Here is a 23985-nt window from a genome sequence, read left to right as displayed (position 1 = left end):
CATTTCCCGGTACAATAATATCTTTTCCACCACATGGCAGCGTCATATCAAAAATTCACATTAGGCTCAACAATTACGTCCGAACAGCAGGCTTTTTTTAATCATCACGGCTTTATTCATTTTAAAAACTTTATTAAGCCCGAAACAGTTACCGACATCATCAATGCATCAAAACAGGTTGAAAATGCCTGGATCAGCAACAAAACTGAGAAGGTGAATGGCGTACCTATTAAATACGGCAAAGATCTTGACGGGTCGCCTATTGTGCAGCGTTTTGCTTTTATTAATCAGCACCATAACCTGTTAAATGAATTCACCAAAGATCCGCGTTTCGAGGTACTGCTTAACCTCATAGGCGAAGGCTCGCGTTTAGGAACTGAAGAAAAGGACGGCATGGTTTTTAACCACTATGTAAATGGCCCCGAAAGTAGCTTTACCAAAATGGGCTGGCATACCGATGGCCTGCGCGATATTTTTCACGGGCAAAAGTTAAACCCAATGTTGAATGTCGGCATCCATCTCAGCACGCTGAAACCCGAGAACGGCGGTTTACGCATCCTTCCCGGTACACATAAGCAAAACCTTTACCAGATGCTTTTCCGTAAAAAGTATTTCCTTGATCATGATACCGACGAAAATGAGGTAGCTATTATCCCCACAGCCGGCGACCTGACCATACATGACGGCCGCTTGTGGCACCGCGTAGCCCAGTCAACCGTAATTGGTGAAGCAAGCCGCCGCAGGGTAATCTATATCCCCATTATTGCAGGCAAATATGAGCCCAAGCATGCCGACAGCCCTACCGCCTTTTATCAACGTTTTGCAACTATTGTTAAGTAAAAATTTATGTTAATTGCCTTATTCATCAGTTATCTCATCCGCACCGGGAAAGTGGCAGCCCTGAAAAGCTTTTTCACAGAGCGGGCACTGGTTAAAATCCCTGTAAAATACACACCGAAATATTTAAGAAGAACGGTTCAGGTCTGAATATTACCTGAACCGTAATTTTATAAGTGTTCACGCTATTTAAACTATGCCGTTGTTTGTGTTGTCACCAACAACTTTTCATGCGTTATTGCTCTTATAATCACGAAATGCTTATTTGCTAATGTAACGCTATAATTGCATAGCGCAGAGTTGTTGGTGACAACACAAACAACGGCGGCGGCCAGCCAGAGGCCGTTTTTATAGTTGCCACTCGACTGGAGCCGAGCGGCGGGGTTTTTACTTCAACCAAACCGTCTGCGTATAAGCACCATCAACGGCGGCATCCCAAACTTCCAATCGTGCCCATTTGCGGCCTTTCATGTTTAACACTTTACTAAATGTTTTTGTGCCGAAGGCCTGGGTTGATGTAAGATCGATGCGCTCACGATAAACCCGCTTCCCATCTCCTGAAATGATTTCGGCAAAATTGAGCGGGAATGTCCAACTGGTTTTAAAATTGATGGTACATTTACCATTGGCAGGGAGGGCGATGGTTTCGCCGGACGAATGACCGTTTACGGTAAAATCTTCTATCAAAACTTCGCCGGTAGTGGAAAAGAATTTTCCCTGCTCCAGTACATCGAGTACAGGTTGCCAGCCATTTTTATATTGCGGCTGTTTGGCAAGTTTCAGGTAGTTTACATTGAGGTGCGCGTACATTTCGTTTTCAGGCTCAATAGTGAACAGGTCGGCTTCAGAGAGTACTTTCTTTTTTAGCCCCCAATTGTTCATATCATCCATCAGGTCGAAAATGCGTTTGCCCAAACGAGGCTCCGACAGATCAGCCGGTAATGCTTTCCAGGCGGCTCCTAAAAACCTGTCGGACAGGTAAAAATCTTCCTTCTTATAAGCATCCGGGAAACCGGTTGATCCCTTTGTACGGGCATGCGCTGTCCAGGCCAAACCATTTTCCGCTTTAAGCAGGTTCAGCATATCGGCTTTATCACCAATATGGTAAACTTTGCCATGTTCGGCATCGGTACTTTCAAAAGGCGTACCCGCTTTGCGCGACATGATCCAGTAAACCGGCTTAGGGAAAAATGCCAGCCAATGCCCGCCGAAAAACTCATTAGGCTCCTCGCCGGGCAGCAGTAAAAAATTAGAATCAGACAAGCGGTTACACTGATCAAACAGCGCTTTTAATTCTTTAAGGCGCTGCTCGTCCGGTCCTTTAGGGTGCGCTGTGTAATGAAACTCAGCCAAATGAACTATGTTGATGCCTTGACGCTTTAATACTTTTACAAACGATGGGCTATCAGGCACAGGCTTACCCGCCAGTACAACACTCATGATAAACTCATTATGAAAATGGCTTGCCATGGTTTTATAGCCGGGAAGCGGCTTGTAGCTGTCATCATGGGTAAATTGCTTAACATTCGTCAGCAATGCGTCTGCGCCGTCAGTTCCTAACAGACAAAAAAAGTTAAGCCGTTGTTTGGTTTCCGGAGGGGCATTAAACCAGGGCACAAAACGTTTATCACCCTGCAATTCCTGCCGGATGCCAAGGCCAAAACCCGGAAGCAGGTTGCGGTAATTATTACCGTGCCAAACAAATTTAAGGTTGAAGGCTTCATCCAAAGGATAAAAATACTGGTGCGGCGCGGGGAACACCGCTATGCTGCCTTTATCATTGTTGCCAATAATAGCACGGTATTTTACAGCAAGATTTTTGGCGGTATCTGCCTGGTTAACCTTATCATTTTGCAGGTGTTCATAAACATCACTGTAACTTACTGTTTTAACGGGTTGAATTTTCGCTACCAAACCGGCATCATACAAAATAGCTGTCGAGTCAATTTGTGTAGATACCACCGCGGCCACATTAAACATGGGCTGGCCGTTATAGAGGGTTATCTCCAGGTCGCCTTTAAAATTGGGAGCTTCTAATCCGGGCAATGTAATTATAGTGCGCGAGCCTTTGTTGCTTACGCTGATGCCCTTTTTATGAAAATCTATTTTGTATGAATGGTGAGGTTTCAGCGGTACTTTATCAAAAAAGATATTCCAGCCGTTTTGAGAGATGAGGTCACGCTTACCTTCTGTAAGGATAAACTGCGGATCAACATTTTCAATTACCGGCTTATAAATTCCTCCTTTACCTAATTGTACGCTGGTAAATAGCGGTTCGCCATTTTTTAAATTTAAAACAAGTTTAGCCTTGCTGTTAATCCCTGCCGGCCAGGTTACCGTTACGTTTGCGGTATTTGCCATTACACTTACGCCGGCTGCCGGTTTAAAGTTTTTATTACCTGATACCTGCGCCCCTGCATTAAAAAAAATGAGCGACAGCAATCCGCAAAGAACAAGATGTTTTAATTGATGAGCCATGTTGTTTTGTTATTTAGTTACCACCGGCCAGCCGTTTTGATACTTAACAGGACTAATACACATTACCCTGCCTTTTTCCTTATGTGCTACTTCGATGGCATGATAGGCTATGAATTTGTTCCCCTTTTCATCGGTGAAAATAGAATTGTGGCCGGGGGCTGTATAAACCGCGTCTTTTATTAAAATGGCGCTATTAAGTGTTTGATTGCTTTCTCCCAATCTTACAAACGGACCGAGTGGGTTATCAGCTTTGGCTATCATCACAGCGTAATTGGCCCCGATACCACAACAGTTATCACCCGAGTAATACAGGTAATACGTACCGTTATCATAATCAAGCCATGAGCCTTCAACCAGGTTGCTGTAGCTTTTATCCTTGCCCGGCTCAACAACAACTGTTGGCTGTGAACCCTCTTTAAAGCCCGACCAGTCATCTTTCAGCTCCTGTACCCGCAGTGGCTGAAAATCCGATCCCCAGTAAAGAAAATGCTTCCCGGTTTTAGGGTCAACAAAAGCTTTAGGATCTATACAGTGAAAACTTGGGCCTTTCATAAAAGGGATGCCCCGGTCGGTAAACGGGCCAAGCGGGTTATCTGCATAAGCAATGCCCATCCATTTGCCGGTCAACTCGTTTGGATCGGCTGAAAAGAACATCACAAATTTATTGAGTTTGGCATCGAAGAAAACATCCGGCGCCCAAAAGTTTTGCGTATTGGAAGCCCATGAAGGTTTTTGTGGCAAAGCATCACCCGCGTAAGTCCAATGTTCATGATCAGTTGACCAGGCCACCTGGATATTGATCATCTTTCCACCACCTCCCGGCGATTGGGTTGCATAAGCGTAATACTTACCATTATAACTGATCACCGTGGGATCGGGGAAATCCCTGTCAAGCACAACATGAATAAGACCATTATAAGGCGCTGGCTGTTTAGTTGGCTCAACTTGCTGTGCATGGCTGCGACAGGCGGTTATAGTGCCGAACAGGCCCAGCATCAGGTAACTAAAAAACTTCTTCATAGGTGTAATTGGTTTATAATTTGGAACAAGACTTACCAATTTTAAAAACGTAAGTCTTTTATCGCCTGCGCGCAAACATCAGGGTCCTCTGCGAGAGACCCTGATGGGCGGTAAAACTTCTTCATAGGTATACTTGGTTTAATACATTGAAGGCGGCCACAGATAATTTTATCCAGCAGGCAATCAAAGAAGCGTCATTGCGAGGTACGAAGCAATCCCAAACTGTACAGGGCGGATCTGCCTATCGGGGATTGCTTCGTACCTCGCAATGACGCATTTTTATTGGATCTCAACGCTTTGCCGACATCAAACAGACTATCGTCCGGTTAGTTTCTTGATCAGGTTTGTTTCTTCCGGGATGTAGGCAGTACCATCCTTACGGAAAATATCGTGGAACCACAGCTTAGGTTCTTTACCATCAGGCATTGGGGTATCCCAGGCGTAAATGGTATTGGTTTTACCGCTTACAAAGCCCCAGTTTATAGCGCCTACGTTTTCTTTTTTAAGCATTGGCAATACCGTACCGAACAGACTGTTACGTGGACGGGCCATGTACTCGGTACAAATTAATGGGCGACCGTTCATTTTCAGAAACTGTACTGTTTTCAGGTGTTCAGCTTCAGGCGTGTAATCATGATAAGTAATAATATCCGAGTTAGCTATCTGGAATTTGTTCAGATCTTCCAGATCCCAGCGCCAAACACCGGCGCTTACCGGCTGGCTTGGATTTACCTGCCTTGCCCATTTGAACACACTTTTCAGTAAGGGCAAGGTTTTGTTGCCTTTATCCGAGTTGCCCGGTTCATTGTATAAATCCCAAAGTAAAATGCGTTTGTCATTGGCAAAACGTTTCAAAACATCCTTCACGTATTTTTCAAGAACCGGCGAATTCGCCGCGTTATCAGATGCCGGCTGACCCGGGTCCTGCATCCAGCCTGAATTGTGAATACCAGGTTTTGGTTCAGGCTGTTTACCCACTTTAGGCACTTTGTTCCAGCAGTCGTCAAAAAACACAAACATGGTTTTTACGCCGTGTTTACTTGAAATGGCAAGGTATTCGTCCATGCGTTTTTTGAAACCTTCATGATCCTGCTCCCAGGCTAAATGGTGCAGGAATACACGCATTACATTCATACCAATACCCTGCGCATAGCCTAATTCTCTATCTATTGTTTTTGGATCGAAGGTATCGGCCTGCCACATCTCCAACTGATTGATGGCCGTGCTTGGAATAAAATCGGCACCTACCAGCCATTGCTGCTGCGCGTACCAGGTTTTTGCCTTCTCCTGCGACCATACCTGTGCCGGCGCCTTTTGCTGCGCCATTACCCTCATCCCCAATGGCATTGCCAAAGCAAGCGCCAATACTTTTAATTTTGTTTGCATTTATAAGTGTTTAATAGTTTAATTCTGTATTGTTTGTGAGTTCAAGCGTCCTCGCTTAAACTGTATTTAGGTAAGTGTCGACACTTACTTGTCAACCACGCCGCCGCTCGGCTCCAGCCGAGTGGCAATTATCCCAAGGCCTCTGGCCTGCTACTCCAACTTCGGCGGCCAGAGGCCGCTTAATAACTGCCACCCGGCTGGAGCCGAGCGGCGGCGAAGATTTGTTTAATTTACTTCTTCTTTACCACCCTCCCTTTTATCATCCAAATTTCCGTCCCCTTTCCAAAGGCATTGGTTGATGTTAGTGCTATGATGGTATCATCATTAAGCACACACAACGCATTCCAAAGCCCGTGTTTATTAAGCGGAATATTAAATGGCGTTGGCACACTTACAAAATCCTTAGCATCGCTGTTACCCAAAGCTACCTGCATACAGGATTGTTCCCAGTTATGGTTACGGTTTTGGGTACTTTGGTATGATAGCACAGTTTCGCCACTGTGCAGCTGCCTTAAATAGGGCGCGCCTGCATAAACCGTATCCTGCAATTTGGGTGTGAGCGCGTATGTACGTTCGGCATCATCGGGGCCAACCGTTCTTTGCCAGTTTTGACCAATACCGCTGCGAATAATTGATGGCTTAAAAGTTGCGCCGGCGTTATCCTCTATCGAAAACGCGATCTCTTTTTTTCCTTTCAGGAGGATTGGTACCGGCATGCCATCCCGGTGGCCGGGCCTGAAAGATACAATTTGAGGCTGCGTCGTCCAGCTTAAGCCGTTATCCTTCGATCGGAATATGGAAATATTCTGCTCATTTGATTTGATGTAAACGCCTTCGTTTGAAAAGAACAACTGGATCTCGCCCGATGGCAATTGAATCTGCGATGGCTCCCAGCAGCCATCGTCAAAATTGTAACGGGCTTCGTAAATCAGGCGTTCGTCCATCCATGTTTTGCCTTTATCGTAGCTTTTTTTGGTGCAGATAGCAAAGTGTTTGGTGGTATCCCAACCGCCGTTTACCTTATGCGGGCGCGGGTTGTATGATGCCAGTAACGAGTGATCTTTTAATTCTAATATTTCAGGCACCGCCATATTTACACCCGGTAGCGGTTTGGCAATTATTACAGGTTGGTACCAGCTTTTGCCAAGATCGCTGCTTGTAATACACTCAATGCCCCCGGCGCTTTCATAAACGCAAAAAAGGTTGCCATTACTCAGCTGTATCATGCGGGCGTAATTGCCGTTTTTGCTCCCCACCTGTTTTAAGGTGGTTTGATCCCAGGCAATGGTTTTGTTGTTAACGGCATTGTGTTGCCCCAGAACCATCACCGGGGCAAACACACCCATTAACCAAATGAATATCTGCCGCATAACCAATTATATTCTTTTTATTTCTGTCGATATTTTATTCGACGTCTGCCAGCCAAAAACTAAATGGCTTATCCCTGTCACAAACCAATGTTTCACCGTTAAACTCCAGTTCGGCAGCGTGGATGGACGTGCGCTTGGTTGTGTAACTGTAAGCCCCATCGGCATCAAGTCCGCCATCTTCAAAATGCTTTTTACGACCCGGATGGGTAAAGTAAATGATATAGGCATGGCCTTCACTTACTACCACATCGGCATGGGCACCTGTCGGTGTGTCTTCCGGCCGACGACCGGGCTTATCCAGCACCAAACCCTGATGCTCCCAGGTTTTGGCATCTTTTGATCTGTAGACACGTTGACCTTGCCACTCATCGGTGATCATCCAGTAATAATCTTTAAACCGGAAGATCTTTGGGCCTTCGTGTGCGCGGCCTTCAATAGCAGGTTTATCATCAGCTTTCCAGTTTACCAGATCATTACTTTCGGCAGTCATGGTGATGCTGCCAAGCTTTTGATCCTTGTACCACATGTGCCATTTGCCATCGGGCAGCTTCATGAGTGTTGGGTCTATGATGTTATGATCGGGCAAGTTCAGCGGCCCCTCATATTTCCAATCCCATAGGTTTTTACTGGTATAATGCACCAGGTGCGAATCGCCTCCCCACTGGCTGTGTGCACCCTGAATGTATACTACAAACATGTGGTAAACGCCTTTGTCAAAAACTACATCGGGTGCCCAAAAGGTGTTTTGCCCGCGCTCATGCTCCAGGTTTAACGCTCCCCGGTAAACCCAGCTGTGCCCATGATCTTTCGAGGTAGCAACACCGATGGCAGTACCATAACAAAATGCCACTCCCGGCGATTGTACGTTGGCCCGGCGCTGGGTATATAACATTGTCCACTCTTTTTCGACTTTGTTATAAACCAAAACAGGATCGGCAGCGCCATCGTAAATCGGGTCGCGGTACAGCGGTGATGGCGGCTGATTTTTAACCGCAGCATCCTGTGCCAGGGCGGCAAAACCAGCCATCATCATTAAACAGCATAGTATTCCTTTTATCATGGATGCATTTTTCATTATTCAGCAACCGGGAAAGCCGAGATCCTTAATCTTGCTCCGCCCATAGGTACCAATGTTAGTTCTTTAGCGGGTTCCGCTGTTTTAACCGGACTTTGCGGCAATACCCCGCATAAACCTGTTTCATCTATCTTCCAACCGGGGAGTTGTTTTCCCTTTGCTTTCAGCTCTATCGGCGCGTTGGTATTGGTGAACGGATTATTATCTTTTGGCCATGAACGGTGAACAACCTCTATTGATTTTTCGGGATGTTGCTCATCTATCAGTAAACCATAATTCCATGGCGATGCAGCGTAGATATTGTAAGATGGCCATTTTTGAGGATCGGCACCGGGTTGCCAGTGCGAATCGCCCTGTGCATCTTTCAAGTTATCACCCTTGGTATATTGCTCTTCAATTTTCAACGAATAGGTAAGCGGGCCATAGCTAATACTTACACTGTTTTTGTTTTTAGCCCATTCCTTCACCTTGAGCTGCATTGGCAACTGAAGCGTTATCTTATCGCCATTTTTCCAGCTTTTAGCTAAGCGGATATAATCGCCGGTTGAGGTATTTACATCTACAGCTACGCCATTAACTTTTACCGATGCGCCTTTGCACCATTCCGGGATGCGCAGGTAAAGCGGGAAATCAACTGCTTTTGGGGTAGTAACTGTAAAGTTGATCTGATCCTGGAAAGGATAGTGGCTTGTTTCTGCGATGCTTACCGTAGTTCCGTTACCGACCTTCGCGTTCACCTTACCTTCGGTGTAAAGCAGGGCAGCTATGCCGTTATCAGGGGTAGCCATCCAGCTGTTTTCGGCATAATATACCCAACCAGCAGCGTGGTTATGCTGGCAGCAACGGCTGCCGAAAGGGTTCATCATTAAAAACGGCCCTTCATTGGCAATACCCGGATGGTGGTTTTTACCATCACTCACCACCATGTTAGGTGCAGTTAAATAGCGCAAAGCACGATAATCGGGCATAAAGGCAGCCGGGAAAGTATTGAAAGCTACGTCCTCGCAATTCTCTGCCCAGAAACGGTCGCCGGTATTGCCCAATAACATCTGGTCGGATGTCATTTGCTCTACCAAACCACAGGTTTCTACTGCCTGGCGCGGATCATCATAACCCTTACGGGCGTTTTCATCAGCACCGAACATACCGCCTGGAACCTGGCCATAGATGTCACGAATCAGTTTAAAATCATTGTATGTAGCATCCAGATCTTTTTTATCATGACTTTGCAGGTAATAAGTTGCCGGCTCACGGAAACACTGCGCTACGTTAACATTGTGCCAGTTGGGAAGGTTATTAGCCTGGCGCCAGTCGGCAGTGTTTTTGTCAAGTTTGGTAGCTAAGTCAAGCAAAAATTTATCGCCGGTGCGGTTATACAGCCAATAAACACTCAGCATATTATCCCCGCCGCGGCTGTTTTCCCAGTAATCCTCTAAAAACTTGTTATCAGGCGTAGCTAATTCATACTTAAAGTATTTGGTCATGAAAGGGATAACACGGGGATCTTTGGTGTATTCGTAATAGGATTGCAGGCACCAAAGCATAGGCATGTTAGTCCAAAGGTCACGGTTGCCGTTATGTTCAACCGCCGGACCAAAATCGCCGTTATCGCGCTGGTTGTTCAACACGGCATCAATCCAAAATTTAGTTTCGGCAATCATCTTTTTATCCTTCAACGTGTAGGCTATATCGGCATAACCTTTTAGCCAGTAGGGAAGTTCTTCCCAACCATATTCGCCTTTGCCCTCTTTATTAAGCCAGGCATTGTTGGTTTTTGAAAGCCATACGCTGATCTCGCCCAGGTTACCTGTTAAGCCGTCGCGCTGCAGCTCCATCATTTTTTTGAGCCAGCCGCCGGCTTCAATGCTACCTGTAGGCAATTTGGTAAAGTATTGTCTTTGCAAAGGGGCACGGTTGTTTACATAAAAAGCATTTGCGCCTTTGTTATCAACCGTTGTAACCGTCGTTGCTTTCACACCTTGCGCATTCACAGTTGCAAAGCCGGCACAGATCATCGCCACGGAAAGACAAACTTCCCTGCGTATTAATTTTATACTGTTTTTTATAGTCATTACGTAAAGATATTATTTCACCAGGGCAGGATCATACAATTTGCTATTGGCTTTTTGTAACAATTCAACAGGCATTTTAATAACCTTACGGTCATAAGTCATGAAGCCGTTCACTTCGCCCTCCACATCTGTTGTTTGGGTATATACAGCTGCCGAAAGGCCAACTTTAATCAATTCTTCCAGCCTATCGGTAAAGGTTGAATATCTTTTAAACAAGTCGTCGCCGTTTTTGAAGTTTTGGTAGCCCCAGTTTTTATTAGCCTGCCAGGTATGTCCGTCAACCGGCCAGCCCAAACCACCAAACTCGCCTAAAACAACCGCTTTAGTTTTACCGAAGATCTCCGGGCGTGGCATAGCCGGGTGCGGGTAGTTGTGCAAATCGACAATGTTACCGGTATCGTAGAAGTTGCCACCGCTGGCACTGTTCACCAAACGTGACGGATCTTTTTTCATTGTCCACTCGGTAATTTCAACAGTTTTAAACTGGCCCCATGCTTCGTTAAACGGAGTCCATACCACAATACATGGGTAGTTGTATAATGAGTTCATAATGGCGTTCCACTCTTTACGGTAGTAACCCTCAGACTCAGGGGTACGCTGCTGATCGGTAGCACGGTCAAGCACACCCGGGCGGTTTTCCCAATGGTTGCCTAAATCGCCGCTCGGCATATCCTGCCATAGCAACATACCTGTTTTATCGCAATAAGCATAGTAACGGGCAGGTTCAACCTTAATGTGCTTACGGATCATGTTAAAGCCCATTTCCTTAAGCTTATCGATATCGAAGCTCATGGCTTCGTAAGTTGGCGGAGTATATAAGCCATCGGGCCACCAACCCTGATCAAGAGGACCGTATTGAAACACAAATTTGTTGTTCAGCAACATGCGCTGAATGCCGTTGGCATCAGCTCCAAGCGAAATTTTGCGCATGGCAAAGTAGCTGCCTACCTCATCAACAGCTTTGTTATTGCGGATAACGGCAACTTTCAGGTCATACAAAAACGGATCGGTAGTTGACCATAAGTGCTGATCTTTGATATCCAGCACGGCGGTTTCGCCGGCGTCAATTGTTTTTTCGGATACGAGGGTTTTGCCGTTCCAGGCGCTGATCTTCAGCTTATCACCCGGCTGGCTATTGGTAACTTCGGCCGAAACCGATAGTGTGTGAGCGTCAATGTTAGGGGTTTGTTTGGTGGCTTCAATGTGCGTTTTAGCAACGCCTTCCAGCCAAACAGTTTGCCAGATGCCAGTAACAGGAGTATACCAGATACTCTCGGGCTTTTTTACTTGTTTACCACGCGGCTGCGGACCATCATCTGTCGGGTCCCACACGCTTACGGTAATTTCCTGTTTTGAACCGCCTTTTAAATAAGGGGTAATGTTAAATGTAAAAGGATCAAAGCCGCCTTCATGGATACCGGCACTTTTACCGTTTACAAAAACTTCGGTACGCCAGTCAACCGCACCAAAATGCAGCAGTACATCTTTACCTTTTAATGTTTTATTTAAGCTGATGGTTGTTTTATACCACAACATGCTATCCTTACCAACCGTTTTACCCACTCCCGACAGGGCAGATTCAACCGCGAAAGGCACCAATATCTTTCCTTCATATTTGGCAGGCCCTGTGGTTGCTTTAAGCACTATGGCATAGTTCCATAAACCATTGAGGTTTTGCCAGTTGCCGCGTACCATTTGCGGGCGCGGATATTCGGGTAGCGGTGCCTTAGGGTCAACCTTTTCGGCCCATGGGGTAGTGATCCTGTCTTTTATCAAATGCCATTCGCCTTGCTGTGCATTGGCAGATAGATAAGTAGTAATAAAAAGAGACAGGCAAAGCGATAGTTTCTTCATCAGTTAAAAAGTAGAGATGAGTTATTATATTAATTTAAATTATTGCATAGGAAAAAAAGGCCCCGCTATACAGCGGGGCCTGATTATAAAACTTAGTAAGTAACTTTTACCACAGGCGAGAAGATCATATCTTCCACGCCGGCAACCCTAAGCCCTACACGGGCAAACACATAATTTTGCGTAGGCGTGATAGTAGGGATATTTACATTGATGCTGATACCATTCATGCTTGTTATAGCAGAACCGGCAACTTCAGTAGCAGCAATATTATCACTGCCCGATACAAACTGGGTTTTATTGATATATAACACCACCGAGCCTATATCTTTAGCATTGGCATCAGTTATAACTTTCTGCAGATCAAACACCGCGTTAACTATTTTATTGGCAGCTGTTATTTTGGCATTATTAATAAGATAATAAGGCGTTACCTCAACATCCATAGTTTGGCTGCCGCTAATGGTAACCGCTATTGTATCCCTTTTCCCGGCACTTACTTCCTTCCACATAAAAGGCCCCTGGTTTGCGGGAATAGTGAATTTGTAATTACCATTGAACAACAGTGACGAATAGCTGCCATCCTGCTGAAAAGTACCTCTGATAGGTGCATTTTTACCGAAGCCCGGCTGATAAAGCTCAAAAGGCACCTGGTTATATTCAACATTTATAGCCTGGCCTTTATATGTGAGGCGGCCGGTGAGCTTTGATGCGGGCGCTTCATAGTTGTCCTTCTTGCAACCCATGGTAGCAAGTAAGAGCCCTAATATGATATGATGAAATTTTATTTTCATGATGGTTAATTTATTAATACCTATTGATTTGGTTGCTTTACAATTTTAGGGTTTGCAGATAAAATATCATCACCAATTTGCGAATAATAGTTACCTGCCTGGAATTTATTGGCGCCCGTAACCGCACTTGGTTTCACCTCCTTAAAGATCCACTTACCATTATTGGCGTTACCCGGATTGTAGTATTTGTATGGCCATAAACCAAAAGGCTGTGTATTATGCTTGGTAGCGCTGCCGATGTTGCTAACCAGGTCGGCAACTGACATCTGGTTCCCATCCCAAACTTTGGTTGCAAGTCTCCAGCGTTTCATATCATACAAAGTGTGGCCTTCAAATGCAAGCTCAACCCTGCGCTCATGTACTATCCTGTCAAAAGTAAGTAAAGCCAAAGGAGTGGTTAAGCCTGCACGTGACCTTACCTGGTTAATATAACCAAGTGCGGTACCTGTTTGGCCAAGTTCAAAGGCGGCCTCCGCAGCATTCAACAACACTTCGGCATAACGATAACGGATAAAGTTAACGTCGCTTCCGCGGCCACGACGGCCTGAACCAACAGTTGGATCGAGATATTTACGTACATAAAAACCGGTTTGTGTACGGAACTCGAGGCCGTTAACCGGTCCGTCCTTGCCCACTACCTGTGTTTTACCTAATCCCGGTACGTCTTGTGTTATCGTAGCGTCGCCGCTGCTGATCACAGTACCATCACCAAGCTGGTAACCTGCATAAACTTCGGTCCGTTTACCTTTAAATAAGCCGTTTGGTAAAAGCACGGTACCAGCAAGCCTTGCATCCCGGCCGGCAAATGCATCAAGCTGGTTAGCGTAGTATATCGGGTTGCCTGCACCATCTTTTGTTGCAATTGGCGCATAGGTGTTATCCAGCTTTTCAAAAGCCTCAACCAGGTTCAACGACGGATTTAAACGACCTGCGTCCAAACCTTCGTCGGATATTGAGAACGGCTGATCATTAGTGGTAAACCCGTGTACTTTACCGCCGTTGGCTTTAAAGTCCTCAACAAATATAGCTTCCTGGTTTACACTGCTTTTATCAAGGAAAATAGCAGCGAAGTTATCGCTCAGGTCAGGAAGTACTTTGTATAACTGGTAGCTGCCTGCCGAACCGTTAATAATTTCCTGGGCAGCAGCCAGTGCTTTGGTATAGTAACCGTTTGATAAGGTTGAAGGGATACCAACTTCATTCCCCGGTAATGATACCTGGGGCGTAGTGGCGCCATATTTTGCAATTGAACCTGCATATAGTGCAGCCCTTGCTTCCATGGCTAATGCTGCCGCTTTAGTTGCCCTTGATTTTTGGTTAACATCTGCCGGGAGTATTGATTTAATAGCCTCTGCTTCGCTGATAATAAAATCATATACTTCTGATTCTTTAGCACGCGGCCTTTGAAGCGGGGTAACGTTACCGGAGTAATCATAAGCCAACGGATCGGTAATTAACGGAACGCCACCCATACGTTTAACCATTTCAAAATAATAGTTAGCACGTAAAAAACGGGCCTCAGCAATAAAACGCGCTTTATCACCTTCGGTAAGTTTGGTGGCCGCGGTTGCACGTTGTATAAAAAGGTTCAGGTCGCGAATGTAACCATAATCCCATATTGCCCATTCGCCGTAGCCCCAGCCTGTACGTTGCACAAGGAAGCTGCTGCCATTTTCTGAAGGGAAAGCCTCGCTGAAATCAGCGAATGTGCGCCATCCCGGCTCCCTGTCACCATTTGGTGACTGAGGATATTCTCTTGAGGGATAACCATCTAAACTTGAGAAATCGCGTTGCCTGTCATAAAGATCGCCAAGGATTGAAAGTACCAGGGCAGGGTCTGAAAATGCCAGATCTGTTGGCAGCACCTGTTTAGGCGGCACATCTAAAAATGAACTATCTTTTCTGCACGATCCCGCTACTACCGAGATTGCCAGCATTGTTATAATTGAAATCTTTTTCATTTGCTTTTAAACTTTAGGAATTAATTAAAAGGTTAAATTAACGCCGAAGTTGAGTACCTTACTTTGCGGAAACTGTAAACCATTATCATCGGTAGTTTCCGGGTCAACGCCATACTGTTTCAGGTTATCAAATGAAAACATGTTGTACGCGTTAACATAAAATCTCGCTCTCCTGATCTTCACTTTCTTAAGCATATCAGTCGGCAATGAATAGCCCAGTTCTAAAGTCCTGGCCCTTAAATACCTTACACTATGCAACCAAAAAGTTGAGTTACGCTGGCCGTTTAGCTCGTAATCGCTATGACCAAAACCTGGGTTCACCCTATTTGCAGGATATTTACCCGGTACCCACGGACTGTTTAAATCAAACATATCCTGGCGGTGCCACCTGTCTTCAAATATTGAGTTCAGGTTACCATTGTTCTGGAACGCCCAGCGGGTTTCATAATTCTGGAACCAGGTATAACCTGCACCACCTGAAAAATCAGCATGGAAATCAAAGCCTTTATAAGCAGCACCAACTGTAAAGCCAAAGTTGATATTAGGCTGTGTACCATAACCGAAACCTATAGGGCGCTCGTCATACTGGTCAATTTTACCATCACCATTCTGATCTTTATACATCAGGTCGCCCGGCAATAAGGTACGGTTACCTTTGCCATCGTTGTTAACAGTATAGTTGTTGATCTGCTCCTGCGACGTAAACTGGCCAATAACCTGGTAGCCCCAGTCGATATGCGAGTACCTGTTTTCGGTCGAGTTGCGATATTGATCCCATGAGTTAAAGAATAGCGGGTTATAGCTTTGCAGGTTTTTTTGGCGGGTGTAGCCAAAGTTACCGCCTATATTATAGCTTGCTTTGCCAATTTTACCGTTATAGTTAAGCGAAATCTCAAAACCGCGTTGCGAATCGCTGCTCGCGTTTTCCTGCGGCAGAGAGTAACCTATTTCAATAGGTACCACAACATCATTTTTAGTACCTAACAAGCCCGTACGTTTACGATAGAAATAATCGATAGTACCATTCAGTGAACTGTTAAACAAGCTGAAATCGGCAGCAACATCGGTAATTTTACTTTTCAGCCATGAGATACGGGTTACAGGGATCCCCTTATCCCTTGAAGTGATAACTGCGTTGCCATCAAAAATATAAGTACCCTGATTGTAGTTGTAACCCGGCAAGTAAGCGTATGGAGCCACGATAGGGTTGGCTGAATTTCCCGGGTCACGGTCATCGCCTAACACACCATATGAACCACGGAATTTCAAATCATTCAGGATACTGTTTTCGCCTAATAGTTTTTTCATGAAACCTTCCTGTGTGATACGCCAGCCGGCAGATACACCAGGGAAATAACCCACACGTTTATCAGGGGCAAACAGGTATGATGCATCCCGCCTTGCCGATGCTTCTAAATAATAGCGGTTGTCATAGTTATAGTTTACACGGCCAATGTAACCTATGCGGGTTTCGGTATTATCACTATCCTGGTATTGATCGGCTGTTGGGAAGTAGATCAATGGCAGGTTATTTGAAATTGGCGAAGCATGGATCCAGTTACGTAAATGTTTTAACTCAATACGTTCGGAAACAAACGTAGCGCCAATGGTATGTTTACCAAAACTGTTGTTATAGTTAATTTGCCATTGGTAAGTTTTGGCAAACTCTTTACGCTGCTCACGTTCGCGCCATGGGTTGGTGCTGCCGCCGGTTACATCATAAGTATCGGTAGCGGGCCTGTAGGTATACGCATTGTACGTGTACTCCTGGTTATTAAGCAAATAATCAGCAATATAATAAGAGTACAAACCTCTCACATTCAATCCTTTTACTCCCGGTATTTGATACTCAACGCCAAAGTTACTTTGAAGTACTCGCCAATCACTGTGATAAAGTCCTGAAAGCTTTTTATTCAGGAAGGCATAGTTTGACTCAGTATGACCGATATCATTGAGGTATGCGGGATTATCATTAGCATAAGGACGCTCAAGCGGCGTATTTCTTAATACGGCAAAACGGGCAAGGAAGTAATCATCGCCACCCGGTACACCAGGGTTTTCGCGGGTTTCGATACGCCCGTTAATGTCCAGGCTTACTTTTAAACCGTTGGCCACTTTAACCGAAACGTTCGACTGGATATTTGAACGGTTAAATTTATACTCTTTACCCAACTGCGAATTTTGATAAAGGTTAGTTGCCGAAACATAATAGTTAACCCTGTCGTTACCGCCGGTAAAATTGGCATTTACCGAGTTTTGCGGGGCGTTGTTATTGGCCTTCAAAACATAATCGCGCCAGTTAAAGCTTTGATAACCTTTTTCGGTGCCGGCTTTATACTTATCAAGCTCGGCCTGGGTAATGCTGGTTGAGCCATTGCTGTTAACCTCGGCATCAGCGCGGTAACGCATGTAATCATATGAATTGGTTAACACATTAGGGAACCTGTACCAGTTTTGATAACCGGTGTAAGCATCAATATTGATGCGGGCATCGCCTGCACCTTTTTTTGTAGTTACCACAACAACACCGTTAGCCGCACGTACACCGTAAATAGCTGCCGATGCGTCTTTTAGTACCGAGATACTCTCTACATCGTTAGGGGCAAGGTTGTTAAACTGGCCTTCATCCTGCTGGATCCCGTCAATTACATATAAAGGTGTACCCATGTTACGGATCTGGATGCTGGCGCTGGCACCAGGCCTGCCTTCAGACATCCTGAAAGTTACACCCGGAATTTTACCTGCCAAACCTGTACTTACAGTTGAACCGGCATGTACGCGGTCGAGGTCTTTACTGGTAACAGTTGAGATGGCACCTGTGATAGATGCCTTCTTTTGCGTACCGTAACCGGTAACAACCACCTCCTGCAAAGCCGAGTTTGTGGCACGCAAACGCACTTTTACGGCTGTTTGGCCGTTTAATGGTAATTCGAGTGTAGTAAAACCGATGTAAGTAAAAACCAAAGTGCTGTTTGCACTTGGTACGTTAATGCTGAAATTGCCTTGTGCATCGGTTGTGGTGCCCCCCTGTGTGCCCTGTACCCGTACGGCTACGCCGGTAAGTACCTGGCCGGTGGTGTCAACCACGTTGCCTGTTACCTTAATTTTATTTTGCGCGGATGCGCTAAACGAAAAAAGGAAACCGGTCATGATGAAAAAAGCGATTAGCGTTACTTTGGGGCCCCACTTACTGGGTGGCCACTGCACATGAGGGTTCCCCCCATGCCTGAGTAGTAAAAATTTTCTCATAAATGATCTATTAATTGGTTAAGTTTTGATTTTAAAAATGTACAATTGACATATCTAAAATCATGTTGTAAAGAAAAAGGATTTTGGCCCCGGCGCTTAACCAAATCATATCAATACTTAGTCAAAAAGTATCAATTTTCGGGAGAAGGGAAACGCTGCAACAGATTGGCTATATTTGCGTTAAGCTGATTATTTTGAAACCACTATACATATTTCTATTATTTTTTACAGTATCATGCGGTATTTGCAATGCCCAAACCTACTACTTCAAGCATTACCAGGTTGAGCATGGGTTATCGCATAATACCGTTTACTGCAGCATGCAGGATAGGCGCGGCTTTTTGTGGTTTGGTACTAAGGACGGCCTGAACCGTTTTGATGGTTATACCTTTAAAACGTTCAGACATAACCCTGCAAATAAGAGCACCATCTCCAACAACATGGTGCATACCCTGTGCCTTGATAAAGAAGGTACGCTTTGGATAGGTACCGACGAGGGCCTTGATAAGTATGATCCCCTGTCAGAAACATTTACACATATCAATACGGCAAATATTAACGGTGTGCGCAGTATCACTTTTGATGAACATGATAATTGCTGGTTTGTGGCCGGAGCTTCATTAATAAGATATAACACAAAAACCGGCGAAAGAACTGATTACTGGCCTTCGCAGCATTTTGAGGCTACTTCTGTAGTAATCATTAATGGTACAGTTTGGGCTTCTTCTTCAACAGGCGCAATGGAGAAATTTGACCGGGCAAGCCGCACTTTTACCGCTTACAACGTGTTTAAGCCAACTGATAAAGTTACCTCAAAGTTTATTGAAAAGATTTATTATGCAGGCAATAACAAAATATTTGTAGGTACTAATAGTCATGGTTTTAAGGAGTTTAATGCTGAAACCTATACCTACAAGGACCTGCTTAACTACAACCCGGATAAAACGGCTGTTTACGTGCGCGATTTTTTAAAATACAGCGATACAGAATATTGGATAGCCACAGAATCGGGCGTATTTATTTATGACCCGGTAAAGGGCACATTTCTTAATCTCAGAAAGCATTTCAATGACCCTTACTCCATATCGGATAATGCCGTTTATTGCCTTTATAAGGATTCGGAAGGCGGGGTTTGGGCAGGCACTTATTTTGGCGGCCTCAACTATTACCCTAAACAATATTCAACCTTTAACAAATTTTACCCCGACACTGAGCCAAATTCCCTTAAAGGAAACGTGGTGCGCGAAATTACCAAAGACATGTATGGCAACCTGTGGATGGGCACCGAAGATAACGGGTTAAACAAATTGGCTCCCGATAACATCTGGACCCATTATAATCCCGGCGGAAGTGCCAGTATCTCCAATACCAACATCCACGGTATATTAGCCTTAGGCAATGAACTGTTTGTAGGCACTTTTGAACGGGGACTGGATATCATGAACATTAAAACCGGCAAGGTTGAACGCGTTTACCTGGCCGGAAGCAGAAATAATGATCTCAAAAGTAACTTTATAATTTGCTTTTGCAAAACCCGCAGCGGGCTCATTTTTGTTGGTACTACCCGTGGCATTTATAGGTATAACCTGGCAAGCAAGGATTTTACCCTGGTAGATAAATTACCCCCATATGATTTTATTTACGCCATAACCGAAGACCATAAGGGCAAAATATGGGTTGGCACGGTAAGGGATGGTATTTACTGCTACAATCCGGCAAACAATACAAGCACTAAGCTAAACTATCGTTACCCCGTTAAAAATGTGCTTAACACCACCACGGTTAATGGCGTTTTTGAGGATAGCAACCACAAATTATGGTTTGCTACGGAAGGTTTGGGTTTATGGAGATATGATCCCGAAGCCGATAGCTATAAGTTTTATGACACCGGTAACGGATTTCCGAGCAATTACATTTTCAGACTCGAAGAAGACAGCCATAAAAACCTATGGATCAGCACTACCCGGGGACTGGTTTGCTTTAATGATAATACCGGGAGCATCAAAATTTATACAAAAGCCAACGGTTTATTAAGTGATCAGTTTAACTACAACTCATCTTTTAAAGATGCCGACGGTACCATGTACTTTGGTTGTGTACGTGGTATGGTTAGCTTTAACCCTGCCAGTTTTAAGCAAAATTACTTTATAGCCCCGGTTTATATAACTGGTTTCCAGGTGCACAATAAAGAGATCTCTGTTAACGGCGCCGATTCATTATTAAAACAATCTATCATCACCACAAAAAAGATCAACCTTAATTATAACCAATCTTCATTCAGTATTGATTTTGCTGCGCTGAGCTTCCCATCGCCCGAAATGACCCAATATAAATACACGATGAAAGGTTTGGATAAAGGCTGGACCGAACTTAAACGCAACCGAAAAGTTTATTTTACGCAACTGCAGCCCGGACATTACACCTTTGTAGTAAAAGCGGCAAACAATAACGGCATCTGGACCCAAAAAGAAACAAGTATTGAAATTGATATAGCACCTCCTTTTTGGGAAAGCGTTTGGGCATACATTGCTTACTGCCTGTTATTTTTACTAACAGGTTACTACCTGCTCAGAAGCTATCACCGTAAAACCCGCGAAAAAAATAAGCGCATTATCGAAACCCTTGAAAATGACAAGGAAAAACAGATCTATAATGCTAAGATTGAATTTTTCACCAACGTGGCCCATGAAATCCGTACACCTTTAACGCTTATTAAAGGGCCGATGGAAAAAGTAATCAGGCGGGCGGAGCATGTTCCGGATATTCAAAACAACCTGAAGATCATGGAAAAGAATACCAACCGGCTGCTCGATCTTACCAACCAGCTGCTTGACTTCAGAAAAACTGAAACCAATGGCTTTAGCCTCAGCTTTGTTAAAACCGATATTATGGATCTGCTTGCCGATACCTTTTTGCGGTTTAAGCCCATGGCCGAACAAAAGAACCTCAGTTATACCTTTATACATCCGGTTAAAACCGTTTATGCCTATGTTGATATTGAAGCGTTTACCAAAATAATGAGTAACCTCATCAGTAATGCCATCAAATACAGCACTTCTGTTGTTGAGATCGAACTGCTTGATCACCCGGTTAACGACCCCACCTTTACCATCGAAATAAGGAATAACGGTCACCTGATCCCTTATGAAATGCGCGAAAAGATCTTTGAGCCTTTCTTCAGGATGAAAGGGTCGGAAAAACAAATTGGCACCGGGATAGGACTTTCTTTATCGCGCTCGTTAGCCGAATTGCATAAGGGTTTATTGGTGTTGAATAAATCTATTAACGATTTTAATATATTTAACCTTACTTTGCCTGTTCACCAGGAAAAAGAATTCGACCTTCATATTACCCCCGATGAATATGAGCAGGCAGACCTAAGTAACAGAGAGGAGAATATTGACTTTATGAAACCAGTTATACTTTTAGTGGATGATAACCCTGAAATACTTGATTTTATTTCGGATGATCTGAGCGACAAATATTCGGTTATTAAAGCCCTTAACGGACAGGAAGCGCTGGATATGATAGGCATAGAGAACATTCAGCTTATTATAAGCGATGTAATGATGCCGGGAATAGACGGGTTTGAACTGTGCAAAACCATTAAAACCAATTTCGATTACAGCCACATCCCCATAATACTGCTTACTGCAAAAAATACCCTGCAAAGTAAAATTGAAGGCCTGGAGGTTGGTGCCGATGCCTATATCGAAAAACCGTTTTCGCCCGAACATTTGCAGGTGCAGATAGCTAACCTGCTTATTAACCGTAATAAAATTAAGGAGCATTTTGCGAGTTCGCCGCTGGCGCATATCAAATCGATGGCTTACTCAAAACCCGATGAAAGCTTTTTGGATAAGCTAAATGGTGTTATCTATAAAAACATCCAAAACGCCGAGCTTGATGTAGAGCAGATAGCCAATCTCATGAACATGAGTAAGCCAACGCTGTACCGCAAGGTTAAAGCTATATCCAACCTTACTATTAACGAGCTTATCAATATCACCCGCCTCAAGGCTGCCGCGCAATTACTGGAAGAAGGTGATTATAAGATCTACGAAGTAGCCAACATGGTAGGCTACAGCTCGCAATCACACCTCGGTCGTAATTTCCTGAAACAATTCGGTACTACGCCTACTGAATACCAGCAGGCTAAGCGCAGTAAAGTAAAACAGGTTTAATCTTACCAGGATGGACTATGAGGCTAAGTCAGGAGCAATGGGCTTTATATAATAATAACGGCGTCTGGGAGGGTAATTCCATTCAGATATAAGCTGCAAGCCTTTTGCGTCGGCGATAGCCCAAGCAAAGCACTTGCTGTTAAAGCAACCCCCTTTTTTACAATTTTTGTTGTTGCTGAAGTCCCTGAACGCTGCAAGCGGGCGATTTAATCGTGTGGGCAACAATATCTGAAAAAATAACGTAGAACTGCCGGTTCCGCACAACAGGGACTGGTTGATTATCAAAACTCTTTCAGATTAATAAATGAGAAATAACAATTACTTACTAAGCATGATTGCTGGTATGCTGGTAATATCATGCTTCGCGTGTTCAAAAAGTATAAACAAAATTGAGACACCGGCAAGTTCAATTCCGGAGCAGGATGGAAAACTGCAAAGTTTGAAAACCAGGCCGGTAACTACCTATACTTATACCGTTAAAACTACCGAGTGGATGGTTGACGGGACAAATATCCCCGCGGGGGCTATAATATATATCCCCGCCGGTGAACGTGGGGCTTTGCTGCTTAAAAACTTTAAAGGAACAGCCGCTGCACCAATCTTAATTGTTAACCAGGGTGGCAGGGTATCATTCACTACAGAAACTACCGCCTCGTATGCATTTAAGACACAAAATTGCCAGTACTTTAAGGTAATGGGAAATGGAGTTTCCTCAATTAAGTACGGGTTTGATATGAACGGCGGCAACATCGGTATGACGATGGACTATCTGAGTTCGGATTTTGAGATCGCGAATGTTGAGGTGCGTAACAGCGGGTTTGCCGGGATCATGGCAAAAACCGATCCATCATGCGACGCTGCAACCTGGCGGGGCAATTTTACGATGAGTAATGTAATAATTCATGATAATTACGTTCACAAAACAGGAGGGGAAGGCCTTTATATAGGAAATTCTTTTTATCAGAATGGCGTTTCAACTTCCTGCGGTACAGTTTTACCCCACGATATCGTGAATGCCAGGATCTACAAAAACCTTGTTGACTCAACCGGTGCCGAAGGGATCCAGGTTGGCAGTGCTACGTCGGGATGTATGATTTATAGTAACACCGTTAAAAACCCGGGGATAAGTCCGTTTGCTTCCTATCAAAATAATGGCATACAAATAGGAGAAGGTACCGGCGGACAATGCTATAACAACCTGGTTAAGAATGCGCCCGGCAATGGTATCATTGTTCTTGGCCTTGGGGACAACCAGGTATTCAATAATTATATTATAGATTCAAAAGCCTATGGTATTTTTGCAGATTCACGGTATACGCCGGGCCCGAATTTTCAGTTTATCAATAATACCATTGTGGGCTCTGTTTTAGGCGGTATAAAGTTAAACTCCGAAACTATCCCCATGAATACCGTTATTAATAATGCTATCATACAATCGGGATCGGTACAGCCGATAATTTTAAAAAGCACCAGCGTTAAACTTACCGAATCAAATAATTATGTAAACACAGATGTAAGTGTTTGCGGGTTTGTAGATTATAACGGAGATGATTTTCATTTACAACCGTCATCGCCGCTTATCGATCAGGGGGCAAATGTTTTATCATACGGCATAAAATTTGATTATTATGATGCTGTACGCCCATCGGGTACGGCTTTTGATATTGGGGCTACCGAGTATTAATATTTAATAAACCAAGGGTTTCTG

13 protein-coding genes are annotated in these 23985 nt (G+C 44.4%); 3 read left to right on the top strand and 10 right to left on the bottom strand.

Translation table 11 applies throughout. The features are described from left to right. The first annotated feature begins 33 nt into the window (after positions 1 to 33). Positions 34 to 840 (top strand): phytanoyl-CoA dioxygenase family protein, encoded by an 807-nt coding sequence (locus tag ABIC84_RS18030; RefSeq protein ID WP_429264430.1) that lies wholly within the window; start codon positions 34 to 36, stop codon positions 838 to 840. Between the two features lie 384 nt (positions 841 to 1224). Here ABIC84_RS18030 and ABIC84_RS18025 read toward each other — a convergent pair whose 3' ends face one another. The 10 genes from ABIC84_RS18025 to ABIC84_RS17980 form a co-directional block, all read right to left on the bottom strand. Continuing rightward, positions 1225 to 3315 (bottom strand): hypothetical protein, encoded by a 2091-nt coding sequence (locus ABIC84_RS18025; protein WP_429264429.1) that lies wholly within the window; start codon positions 3313 to 3315, stop codon positions 1225 to 1227. 9 nt (positions 3316 to 3324) lie between these two features. Continuing rightward, complete coding sequence (locus ABIC84_RS18020) at positions 3325 to 4335, bottom strand: glycoside hydrolase family 43 protein (protein WP_429264428.1); 1011 nt, start codon at positions 4333 to 4335, stop codon at positions 3325 to 3327. A gap of 315 nt (positions 4336 to 4650) precedes the next feature. Further along, positions 4651 to 5721 (bottom strand): cellulase family glycosylhydrolase, encoded by a 1071-nt coding sequence (locus ABIC84_RS18015; protein WP_429264427.1) that lies wholly within the window; start codon positions 5719 to 5721, stop codon positions 4651 to 4653. Positions 5722 to 5951: 230 nt separating this feature from the next. After that, positions 5952 to 7091, bottom strand: a complete 1140-nt coding sequence (locus tag ABIC84_RS18010) for a sialidase family protein (RefSeq protein ID WP_429264426.1) — start codon at positions 7089 to 7091, stop codon at positions 5952 to 5954. A 34-nt stretch (positions 7092 to 7125) separates the two neighbouring features. Then, positions 7126 to 8151, bottom strand: coding sequence for a family 43 glycosylhydrolase (locus tag ABIC84_RS18005; RefSeq protein ID WP_429264425.1), 1026 nt, complete (start codon positions 8149 to 8151; stop codon positions 7126 to 7128). 14 nt (positions 8152 to 8165) lie between these two features. Beyond that, the gene (locus ABIC84_RS18000; protein WP_426581653.1) at positions 8166 to 10238 is read right to left on the bottom strand and encodes a beta-L-arabinofuranosidase domain-containing protein; all 2073 of its coding nucleotides are present in this window, start codon (positions 10236 to 10238) and stop codon (positions 8166 to 8168) included. 12 nt (positions 10239 to 10250) lie between these two features. Beyond that, a complete protein-coding gene (locus ABIC84_RS17995; RefSeq protein WP_429264424.1) occupies positions 10251 to 12092 on the bottom strand; it encodes a glycoside hydrolase family 2 protein in 1842 nt (613 codons plus the stop codon). 92 nt (positions 12093 to 12184) lie between these two features. Then, the gene (locus ABIC84_RS17990; RefSeq protein WP_429264423.1) at positions 12185 to 12883 is read right to left on the bottom strand and encodes a DUF3823 domain-containing protein; all 699 of its coding nucleotides are present in this window, start codon (positions 12881 to 12883) and stop codon (positions 12185 to 12187) included. 20 nt (positions 12884 to 12903) lie between these two features. After that, positions 12904 to 14844, bottom strand: a complete 1941-nt coding sequence (locus ABIC84_RS17985; protein WP_429264422.1) for a RagB/SusD family nutrient uptake outer membrane protein — start codon at positions 14842 to 14844, stop codon at positions 12904 to 12906. Positions 14845 to 14868: 24 nt separating this feature from the next. Next, positions 14869 to 18093, bottom strand: coding sequence for a SusC/RagA family TonB-linked outer membrane protein (locus tag ABIC84_RS17980; protein WP_429264421.1), 3225 nt, complete (start codon positions 18091 to 18093; stop codon positions 14869 to 14871). Positions 18094 to 18287: 194 nt separating this feature from the next. Between ABIC84_RS17980 and ABIC84_RS17975 the strand changes: the two genes are divergently transcribed. After that, positions 18288 to 22277 (top strand): hybrid sensor histidine kinase/response regulator transcription factor, encoded by a 3990-nt coding sequence (locus ABIC84_RS17975; RefSeq protein ID WP_429264420.1) that lies wholly within the window; start codon positions 18288 to 18290, stop codon positions 22275 to 22277. A gap of 304 nt (positions 22278 to 22581) precedes the next feature. Continuing rightward, positions 22582 to 23961: a right-handed parallel beta-helix repeat-containing protein gene (locus ABIC84_RS17970; RefSeq protein WP_429264419.1), complete on the top strand. Its 1380-nt coding sequence runs from the start codon at positions 22582 to 22584 to the stop codon at positions 23959 to 23961. Positions 23962 to 23985 lie beyond the last annotated feature (24 nt).

The organism is Mucilaginibacter sp. 3215, assembly GCF_050433785.1.
GTDB lineage: Bacteria > Bacteroidota > Bacteroidia > Sphingobacteriales > Sphingobacteriaceae > Mucilaginibacter.
Note: the sequence above shows the minus strand (reverse complement) of the source record. Positions and strands in the feature narration are given on the sequence as shown.